Genomic DNA, 10,514 nt, shown 5'->3' on the forward strand with positions numbered 1-10,514 from the left:
TTCCGTAAGCAATAATTACTATTAGAAGCATTAGTGTTATAGAATATTTCATCGGTTAATTTGGCTTAAATTGCTGCTAACGGTCTAGTATAAGAATAGTAGCGGATTAAAATGCACTAATTTTCGGTTAAACACAGACCTTATTTATATTTACATACTTTCGTTTTAGCGATAAAACCGCTATTATTTTTATACATTGTTGTAAGCTGGCTTTACACGTCCTGCTTGGTTTTCCGAAGTTTTCTGTTATTTCGGAAGTGAGCGTTGGCGAGACATACTCTTTTGCAATTTTTGGCGTAGCGTTGGCTGGTGCGAATTGCAAATGTGTATGGCTTTTTAGCGTTGGCTTAATTCATAATTTCTAATATTCTAACATATTTATCTAATCCACCAATTTTCACAGTATCTCCAACAGATTTTCCTTTTAAAGCAACTCCTAAAGGTGTTTTAATATTTATTTTCTGAATACCATTTGATTTTTCAAGTTTTGACACAATTTGGTCTACTAAATGAACTTTCAAATCTTTATCAATATTCAAATATTTTACTTTCACTTTACTATTTACAGTAATGGTTTCTTTAAATAATGTTGTTTGAACTTCCTCTTTTTTACTTACAGCTTCAATTGTTTCTTTTAAATCCTTTTTAAGATGTGAAGAAACTTTAGAAATTTCATTTTCGATAATCGTAATATTATCTGTAAACGCTAACCCTGTTTTTGATTTATCTTCAAAAATTGAAGGACTGCTGTTTTCAATACTCTTTATAAATTCAACTAATTTTTTTGTTTCCTTTTGTGGGTTTCTCCACCAATTTGTACTCCATATTCTATGAAATACAAAACCGTGACCTTCAAGAATCTTTTGTCTGTGTCTGTCGTGCAAATATGCTTCTTGGCTAGAATGATAAGCAGCTCCATCACATTCTATTGCGATTTTTGGAAGTCCAATATGTTTTGTGTCGTAAACCAAATCAATTCTGAAACCTGCAAATTGAAGTTGAGGAATTATATTTTTTTCGTCAAAATGTTCAGTTAATGCTTCATAAACTTCTTCCTCAAATGGTGATTCGAGGTCTTCATTTAAGTTGTCAATTGTAGTACTTTTCGTAGAATTTTCTGCTAGTGTATTTAAGACTGAAATTCTAGCTTCATTGTCTTGGTCACTAACAGCTTTTGAGTACGCTAAATAAGCATATAAAGCACCTCTTCTGTTATTTGAACCTTCATTTATTAAGTGCTCTTTGTAATTTAAAAACACATCTTCTGGGATTGAAGAACATACATATACTTTGTATTTTGCTCTTGTAACAATAACGTTTAAAAGCTTGTAACCTTTTTGGTGATTTATTGAACCAAATCTTTGAGCAAATTTCCCTTCTTTGTTAATACCGTAAGTGGTTGAAAGAATTATTACATCTCTCTCGTCTCCTTGAATATTTTCTAAATTTTTGACAAAAAATCCGTTTTCTTCTAGTTCAATTATTTTGTCGTTAAAATCTTTATATTTTTCAAATTTTCTTCTTTCATTAATCTTACCTAAAATTAGGTTTCGTTGATTGATGTTGAAAGTTGCCACACCAACTGTTGGGTATTCTCCGTTTGGAAGTCTTGAAATGTTGTTATCTATAATTGAAAGAACTGTTTCAGCTTCTGCATCATTAGAATTATCGGAATATGTGCCATTTACGGGAACATAATTTATCGGAATATATTCAAAACTGTTTGGAAGTGGTTTTAACCGTTGATTATAAAAGGCATAATTTGAATAATCAATTAAGTAAGGATGTCTTGAACGATAATGAAAGTCTAAATGTTTTTTCTCAAAACCCAATTCGGATGCAAAATCAAGAAGTGATTCACAATCTGAAAGTGAATTGCTTATATCGTTTTTAATTTTATCTATTTCATCTTCAAACTCATCCTCATCATCAATTACACCGTCAAATATTTTGCTGAAATAATTTGAAGGTGGCATTTGGTGTTCGTCTCCTGCAATGATAATTTGTTTCCCTTTTAAAAGTGCTGGTAAATTATCTTCTAACTTTAATTGACTTGCTTCATCAAACATTACAATATCAAAATATTGATTTTTGCCTTTAAATAGATTACTTGCTACGTCTGGTGTTGTTAGAATTATTGGAAAGAAAGTAGTGAATAAATCCATATCCAACTTTACTATTTCTCGCAAGGATAATCGTTTATGTCTTTTTCCTGCTCGTTTGTTATATAGATTTTCAACAGCTAAATTTGGATTATTATTATCAAATTCTCTCGTTGCATCTATTTGTTTTGAAAACCAATATTCTCTAATATATTTAATCTGTTCTTTTTCAAGTTCGGATAATGATTTTCCTAATTCAATATGGTCATTATCATTTGTTGGTAAATCTGTGTTTGCAGAATTTACAAGCATAGAATTAAGGTAGAAAATCAAAAATGTTTTTCTCCAATCTGTTTTTTCCTTTAATTGGTCAATTATTAGTCTATTCTCTTTTGATAATGAATTGTAAAATTGAAACCACTTAAACTCAATTGAAAAAAGGTCGTTTTCATTTGCGAAAAATTGTTCCTTTGAATCTACTAAAGCCTGAATTTGAGAGATTAAAACATTGTGAGAATCTCCATTCATTTCTTTTTTAGTCCAATTTTGCTCTTGGATTTTCGTCTTTAAATTGCTAAAGTTTGTTTTTATTGTTTGAAGTAGTTCTGTGTCAAATTCCTTTTCAGTTGATTTGAGTAAGTTTAAGAATTTGTACTCATTTTCTATTTTAGATTGAAATTCATTATTAATTCTCTCGATAATTAGCTTATAGTTTTTAAGAATGTCTTGATTCTCTTTAATTGAATTAGAGAAGTTAATGCTTTCAAAGTCTTTGTTATCAATGGTTTTTGACAAATAATCTTCAAAAAGTGAATTTATTGTTTGTTGGTCAGTAAGTGTTGTTTTCTTTTCTTTTGAGAAGATGGAAATTGTTTTAAATAAAAATCCATTTGTTTTTTCTTCATCAAAAAAGTCGTCGTTTGTTTCGTGGTTTGTTAGGATATTTTGGATAGAATTTTCAATATCGCTAATTGAGGATTTTTGCAAATTAAATTGTTCATTTCTAATTTTATAATATTCTACTTCATAGCTTGAAATGTCATCTAATATTATTTTCAACTCTTTTTTATAGATTGAAAAGTCTTCTTCAATCTGCTGTTCTATAATAAATGGATTGTCTCCAACTAATTTTGCAGAGTTGATAAAAGATAGATTTAAATGAGGTTTAAACTCGTCATATAAATTTTGTCCTTTTCTAATGAGTTCTAATAAGTGATTTAGTTCAGATGATTCATAACTGAATGTGTCTTTTGATAAATCAAGATTGTATTCTTCGGAATTGTCTTTTAATTCTGACAATAGTGAGCCGACAATATGAGTCCAATTTTTATTGCCAACTAAATTTGCTCCTAATTTTTTATGCCTCTTATTTATTGAATCAATTAAGTTTTTTGATTTTTCAATTATGTTGTCTAACGTTTCTTTAGAATGAGTGTATCTATATCTTCGATATGAGGAATTATCAACTCTATCTCTTACAGAATCAACTGCCACTCTTCTGTCTTTAACAATGTCTTTTAGCAGAACGCATTGATAATTAAGACCTTTTTCATTTAGGGCATTGTGAAGCACTTCTAAAGCTGTTCGTTTTTCACAAACAACAATTGTCTTTTTTTGATTCTCTAAAGCATTTACTAAAATCGCTGTAAGCGATTGACTTTTCCCTGTTCCTGGTGGTCCTTGAATTAAAATATTCCGAGATGCTTTTAAAGAATGTAAAATCCCTTGTTGTGAAGGGTCGGTTTCGACTGATGATATTGGTTGAAACGTATGTTCTTCCATATCCTCAAGGTCAATTGTTGCACCTTGTAATTCTAGTAAATTCGTATAATCGTGAATGATATTTTGCTTCTGAACCTCAAAAATTGAAAAAAGTCCGCCAAAATCTATAAATGAATTATTAGATGTTAATGGAAGCTTTTCGTAATGTTTCTTTTCTGGAATAGATTTTATTTCATTCAGTTTTTTCTCAAATGTTTCACGAAGGTCATTTGGTATCGAACTGTTTATAGATTCAATGATATTTACACAAATATCTAAAAGTTCACTTTTGTCAATTAAACCGTCATCCAACAAGTCCGTTGAAATTTGGTTAATCTCAATCTTGGAATCATTTTGTAAATGGTTTATTAGAACCTCATTTATATAAATTGGGTCATCTTCTGTTCGTAGTATCTCCCAAGTATTAAATTCTTTTGTTCTTCTTATTCTTAATGACCAAATTAAAATTGGTGCAACTGTTAATTTGTTGTCTGATTGGTCTCGTCTTATAAGTATTGGAAAGCCAAAACCAAATGTGTTTATTCCTTTTTCCGATTCTATTGCATCTGTTTGATTAATTAGATTTTCAAAAGACTTTGTTATTTTCACTAATTGTGTTTGGTCATCTTCAAAGAGTGAATTCAAATCGGGAACATTATCTTTCCAACTAATTTTAAATTTTAATGGCAACTCGGTCAGTAAGGCATTAATAAAATTTGCGGGAAGATTTTCGTCTATATGAGATAATCTCGTTAAGTCAAACTTGTATCTTGAACGTGCTGGAATAGCATTTAAATGAACTCCTCTTCGGCTACCAACTTTTAGTCGGTTTTGTAATTCAATCAGTAGCTTTTCGGTTATCTCCATTTTTTCGGTTGGTTTCAGTCGCTTAAAATACGGTCTTTTTTTTAATTCAATTTACGGTTTTTCTCATTTCGTTCGAGCGTTGGCAAAAAACAGCTCTTTTGGTTTTTTCAGCGTTGGTTCGTGTGTCGGCAAAAACCAAATGTGCTGTTTGTGCGGCTGGTTTTTCAGCTTGCTTACAACGGTCTCGTATAACCGTCAGTTACGGGATTAAAGTTAATAATTTTCGGTTAAGAACTGACGTTAGCAATTCCGAGTGGATTCGGACGCAGTCGAATCCGCCGTAATTGCGGTTATACATTGTTGCCAGTAGTTTTTATTCAATTTTCCAAGCGGTTGAAAGTCCAACTTTGAATTCGTCTCCAATGTTGACTTCTTCCATCATAATTTCGGTTTCTAAATGATTTTTAGTCAGAATTTTAACTGTAAAAAAAACATTTGTCTCACTATTGATATTGTATTTGTCAGTAATTATCCCACTAATAGATAGGTCTTTAGATTCATCAAATTCCCATTCTAAAGTTCCGTTTGAGCAAGGATAATCTACAACAGTATTGTTTTCACTTACTGGCATTTTTATTCTTAAAGTGTCTCCAACTTTGTATTTATTGTAAAGTTCAACTGCTCTTATTCTTTGATTTTTGTCACATTCAATTATTGGTTTCCAATATTCTACATATTTATCAACTTGAGATTGTAACTCTATATCTTGTTTATTCAAATACCTATGATAAGAAGTCAATATTATTGATGACATATCATCGTAGTGATGAATTCCAATTGAGTCAAAAAATTTAGTCAGATTTTCTGATTGTTCGTGATGTCTTAATAGATTATTTCTCAAATACATTCCAATTCCGAAGTGATAATTTCTCGGTGTTGTTGAATCATTTTCGGAAATGTTTTTAAAAATCTCAATTTCCTTTGAATCCCAATTTTCATTAAGATAATCAAATGAGAATTTTAGCTCTTTTGGAATTTTGTCTTGTCCATTGCAAGAGCACACTATCAAAGTCAGAAGTATAATTATTAATCTTTTCAATGTGTTTTTCAAATTACTGGCAACGGTCTCGTATAACCGTCAGTTACGGGTTTATATGCGTTAATTTCGGTTTGGCACTGACTTTAGCAATTCCGAGTGGATTCGGACGTAGTCGAATCCGACGTAATTGCGGTTATACATTGTTGGCAACTGGCTTTTTTTTATTAATGTTTCCAATGTTTTAATTTAAAATCCGTTACCGTTGAATCTTTGTCAAACTCAATATATAATTCTTTTCCTTCCATTGGGTCAATATTCCAACCATAATCTACCATTATTTCATAGGTAATTTCGTTTTCTTTTTTGTTCTGATAGTTTCCAGGTTCTCCTAACAGTTCAATGACACGTTTTAATTCCATTCCTTTTTCAAGGTGATTTTCCATTAAGTCTTGAACCATATTTTCTCGATATTCATAAAATCCGTCAAATCTCTCATTCCATTTGGACTTTTCGAATTCCATTTCTTTTACTCCGCAACTCGATAATTGGATTAAGGTTATTATGGTCAATATTTTTCTTAAAATTTTCAATTTTTTAAAATCCGTTTGCGATAAATTAAAAATCCAATAAAAGTCAGTCCGCAGAGAATTGCTAAAACGTGAAATGTTTTGATTGCTCGACATAAATTAATTCCTGAAACGAGGGAAATACAATCAGCCAATTCACGTGTTTCATATTTTAAACTGACCATTGAATTGAAAGCCATAAATTCAAATAATGGAATTCCGATTATTAATAAAATCAAAGCTATTATGTAAATCGTTTTTCTCAATAATTTTCAGTTTTCAGCTTGTTGCCAACGGACTAGTATATGAAAAGTAGCGGATAAAATGCCGTCACTTTCGGCTAATGTACAAAATTTATTTTGGTACAATAACTTTGAGTTTAAGCACTTAGCTGCTATTTTTTATATACATTGTTGGCAACTGGCTTTTTTTATAGGTTGTCAAGTTGAGTACAATATCTATCAATATGGTCTATCCCATACAATAATTCAGATTCATTAATATTCATCCATTGAAATAACTGTAAGATTATTCCATAATGTTGTCTTGCGTTTGTAGAATTTTTTATTGCTTGAGCATTAATGAAACATATTGGTTCGTGATGTGCAATTCTGTTTCTGAATTTATTGATTTTTGCTAGTTGATTGAAAACATAATTTTGATTATATTGAATAGCAGGTGTACTTATTGGTTTAGATGGAAATATTTGAAGTAAAATTCGACCTGTTGCATTATATTGTCTCTGTGCAAATAAATATCTCCAAAATCCAAAACCTAATTCGGCAACGAGCTTATTATGTGAATAGTCTGCACCTAATTGTCTGATAGCATCATTTATATTTCGTTTTGTTAATCTCGTATTTTGATTGTCAAATATTCCGTTAGTTCGTGCACCATCTCTTAGCCAATCATTTCCAAAACTAACAATACAACGTTCGTCTATCTTATTTCTCAATGCTATTTCAAAGCAACTAATAACAGTAAAAAAATCTTGTGATAATTTTAGATTCAACCGATACAAAGTCATTGCCTTTCTTGTATCTCCATTAGTAGCTGTTAAGTATCGACTCATCCTAGCTGGTGATAAAATTTCGGCAAACTTATTGTATCTCATTATTTGTCTTTTTGGTAAATACAAATATAATTAATATATTTGTACCATCTTATTCCCGATAGTCCCTGATTTTATCAAACTATCGGGTTTCGATTTTTATACCCTTTGCTTATTAGTTTATTCGATTTTTCACAGCTTGTTGCCAACGTTGGTGTGTATGATTAGTTGCGGGAAAGGACGCAGTCATTTTCCGCAGTAAACCAAAGATAATTAATAAGATTGAAATTCCGATAGGAATTTCAGCCGCAATTAATTATACACGGTGTTGGCAGTAGTTTTTTAATATTCAGTCCATTCTTCAAGCTTTCCATCCTCCTCAACCCAAATTTCTACATAATACCTTTCCTCAACAGGTTTGCCATTAATTTTCAAAATATCAAACTTCAAATCTCGTAAACCTTTTCGAACGGCTTTTAGACAGTAATTATATTCATTCCTATCCCAAAACTCTTTTATTTCTTCTTTAGTTTGATATTCTGACATAATAACATCACTTACTTCTCCATTTTTTCCAATTGTTACGATGTATTTTTCAGAACAATCAAAATCTTTTTTGTTATTCCAATTTAACTTATATAACTCATTGAACAACACTTTTGATATAGTGTCTTTATATCTTCGATTAATTCTATTTGGGTCGTCTATGTAATTTTCTATCAAGGAAATATTTGTAATCTCTCCAGCTTTTATTTCAATTGATATTTCTTTCTCAAAGGACTTGTGGAAAACTCCGTCCCATCGTAATAAATTCTCTTTAGGTAGGTTTAAATCGCCTGAATACCAATCTACAAGAACTCTATTGTTTCTTACTTTGTTTTTAAAAAAATCTCGTAACCTTTTGTTCGATTCTATTACGTCAATTTCATTTCCATCAAATAATTCTCCACAATAAATAATATGTTTGACGAATAGACTGTCGTTATCAATTTCATAAACAGCTTGGTATCCTCGCCAACAAAATGTTGTAGAACCTTCTCTAAATTTAAGTCCAAACAACTCTCCATTGTCACTTTTCTTAATATTGTCAAAGTACTTTTCTACTAATAGATTATAAACTGGTATAGTATCTCCTTTGAAAATTATGTAATCGGGAACTTGAGGGCTACTAGCGTTTGCATTTTGTAAAAAAAAGATAATCGTAAGTAAGGAAAAAAGTATTTTCTTCATAATTCTTAAGTTCAAATTCTCATCTAAACTACTTTTGATTTTTCTTAATTAAAATTTTGAATGAGTGAACTGTCCATTTGAATTAGTTAAGTGACTACTCAAATTACTGCCAACGTGTTTGGCTATGATTTGTTGCGGAAAAATCCGCAGGATTCTTTCCGCCATAGCCGAAAGATAGTAAATTGCAATGAAATTCCGATAGGAATTTCAGCCGCAATGGATTATAGCCGTTGTTGTGTGCAGTTTTATTTAATTCTATAAAGTGTGATTTTGTCATCAGATTCAGCAATACTTTTCGGTCTTATTCCATTTTTGCCTCGCGCATACAATAGAATATCTTTTTCCACAATATCAATTATCCCTGGTATTTTTAATTGTTTTTTACTCTCCAATTCAGTGAATATTAAGTCCAAAGTTTTTGGTGTTTTGTCATAGTCAATTTTATATTCAAGACTGAATTTTTTTCCGTTTCTCATAAAGTCTTTTCCACCGATTTTTTCATTTTCCGATTCCATTTCAGCTATTCCGTTACTGTAAAAAACAAAGTTACCAGAAGAAGAATAAGATTCCCATTCCCATTTTCCAACAATATTAAATTCAGAGACTTTATTAAAATCACTTTTACAAACTAAAGTAAAGCCAAAAAATAAAATTAAAAAAAGTTTATTCATATGAGTTTTCTAATTGCACACAACGGTCTCGGCTATGAGTAGTTGCGTGGGTTAGCACTTAACTTTACAAGTACACACCAAACTGAAAATCCGCGAGGATTTTCAGAAGTAGGCGAGAACAAGCAATTACTTATAGCCATTGTTGTGGGCAGTATTTATTCTTTTTCAATTAACCAACTACATCCAATTGACATATAATTCATAGTCCAATTTATTCCTGTTCCAAACGAAAAATCAAATTGCAAGTTTTCGTTAACCAAATATGTAAACCCTGTATCGAAATTTGCAATAAATTCATCCATATTTGCAATTTCACCATAGGGTTCAATATAAATTCCAACTTTGCTATTTATTTCTACTCCTAATGCTACTGAATATGTAAAGTCTCCGTTTCCGTCACCAAAATAATTATAACCTAAATTGTATCCTATGCCAATGTTTTCACTTACTTCGTGTGAAATACTTAATTTATTGGAACTTCCAAGCTTTTCGCTTGATAATTCGTCCGTTCCTGTCGGGATAATCAAGTGTGTCAAAAATGCTATTTCCGTACTTTTACTCTCGTCTTTCAAAATTTGTATTTTAGTTCCAATTTCCAAATCGCTAATTCCTTCCAATCGATTTTCTCCCAATTTGAGCAACTCATATTGATTTAAAATACGTAACTCTATCCAATTTGAAATCCCATATCGAAATAAATTAGTAGGTAATAATAGCTGTCGTGTCCGTTCTTGATTTTCGCTTTCATATCCAATTAATATTCCACTTTCCAATTGAAGACTTCCTTTTGGAATGGTTGAAGAGCTTTCAGTTTGGTCAGGTCTATCTGTCACAATTTGTGCATTTATTTCTTTGTTAAATAATCCGATTGTCAGTATTACAATTATCGCTATCTCTCGCATTTTTATTTTGTTTCTTTTTATTGCCCACAACGTTAGCGTATAAATTTCAGTTGCGGAAAATCGGTACGATTTTCCGATTGAAACTGAAAGATAGAAAATTGGTATGAATTTCCGTAGGAAATTCAGTAGCAATTGAATTTATACATTGTTGGTTACAGTTATATTTCAGTTTTCGATTCATTCAGAGTTTTGTTTCGCGTTTTGCTATTCAATTCCACGTTTTATTCCGCAATTTTGGAATTCAATCGAGTAGGAGTGATCAATTCACGTTTTTTTAATTCCGCTCAAGTTGATTTCTGCTCACAATTCCGTTTTACATTTTCAATTCAGTGTCACGTTTCGGATTCGAGTATTAAATTCAGTTTCCGTTATGTTTTTTTGCGCA

Annotated in this window: 7 protein-coding genes; all 7 read right to left on the reverse strand. The window is 30.9% G+C overall.

Features of this window, described 5'->3' with window-relative positions; all coding sequences use genetic code 11:
• Nucleotides 1–347 precede the first annotated feature (347 nt).
• Nucleotides 348–4,730 carry an AAA domain-containing protein gene (locus tag WA340_RS05845; protein WP_116693215.1) on the reverse strand — a complete coding sequence of 1,461 codons (4,383 nt, stop codon included), beginning with the start codon at nucleotides 4,728–4,730 and terminating at the stop codon, nucleotides 348–350.
• A gap of 313 nt (nucleotides 4,731–5,043) precedes the next feature.
• Nucleotides 5,044–5,733 (reverse strand): DUF6794 domain-containing protein, encoded by a 690-nt coding sequence (locus WA340_RS05850; protein WP_336127858.1) that lies wholly within the window; start codon nucleotides 5,731–5,733, stop codon nucleotides 5,044–5,046.
• A 200-nt stretch (nucleotides 5,734–5,933) separates the two neighbouring features.
• Nucleotides 5,934–6,230 carry a hypothetical protein gene (locus WA340_RS05855; protein WP_336127839.1) on the reverse strand — a complete coding sequence of 99 codons (297 nt, stop codon included), beginning with the start codon at nucleotides 6,228–6,230 and terminating at the stop codon, nucleotides 5,934–5,936.
• A gap of 475 nt (nucleotides 6,231–6,705) precedes the next feature.
• On the reverse strand, nucleotides 6,706–7,389 hold the full coding sequence (locus WA340_RS05860; RefSeq protein ID WP_336127840.1) for an Abi family protein: 684 nt from the start codon (nucleotides 7,387–7,389) through the stop codon (nucleotides 6,706–6,708).
• A gap of 279 nt (nucleotides 7,390–7,668) precedes the next feature.
• A complete protein-coding gene (locus WA340_RS05865) occupies nucleotides 7,669–8,556 on the reverse strand; it encodes a hypothetical protein (RefSeq protein WP_336127841.1) in 888 nt (295 codons plus the stop codon).
• Between the two features lie 245 nt (nucleotides 8,557–8,801).
• Nucleotides 8,802–9,227, reverse strand: coding sequence for a hypothetical protein (locus WA340_RS05870; RefSeq protein WP_336127842.1), 426 nt, complete (start codon nucleotides 9,225–9,227; stop codon nucleotides 8,802–8,804).
• Between the two features lie 155 nt (nucleotides 9,228–9,382).
• Nucleotides 9,383–10,129 carry a transporter gene (locus tag WA340_RS05875; protein WP_336127843.1) on the reverse strand — a complete coding sequence of 249 codons (747 nt, stop codon included), beginning with the start codon at nucleotides 10,127–10,129 and terminating at the stop codon, nucleotides 9,383–9,385.
• Nucleotides 10,130–10,514: the final 385 nt, after the last annotated feature.

This window comes from Mesoflavibacter sp. CH_XMU1422-2 (assembly GCF_037029245.1).
GTDB lineage: Bacteria > Bacteroidota > Bacteroidia > Flavobacteriales > Flavobacteriaceae > Mesoflavibacter > Mesoflavibacter zeaxanthinifaciens.

What these genes read in the sequence shown, in the direction of transcription:
- WA340_RS05845 (WP_116693215.1), bottom strand. Translation starts at nt 4,730, where the DNA reads ATGGAGATAACCGAAAAGCTACTGATTGAATTACAAAACCGACTAAAA.
- WA340_RS05855 (WP_336127839.1), bottom strand. Translation starts at nt 6,230, where the DNA reads ATGGAATTCGAAAAGTCCAAATGGAATGAGAGATTTGACGGATTTTAT.
- WA340_RS05860 (WP_336127840.1), bottom strand. Translation starts at nt 7,389, where the DNA reads ATGAGATACAATAAGTTTGCCGAAATTTTATCACCAGCTAGGATGAGT.
- WA340_RS05865 (WP_336127841.1), bottom strand. Translation starts at nt 8,556, where the DNA reads ATGAAGAAAATACTTTTTTCCTTACTTACGATTATCTTTTTTTTACAA.
- WA340_RS05870 (WP_336127842.1), bottom strand. Translation starts at nt 9,227, where the DNA reads ATGAATAAACTTTTTTTAATTTTATTTTTTGGCTTTACTTTAGTTTGT.
- WA340_RS05875 (WP_336127843.1), bottom strand. Translation starts at nt 10,129, where the DNA reads ATGCGAGAGATAGCGATAATTGTAATACTGACAATCGGATTATTTAAC.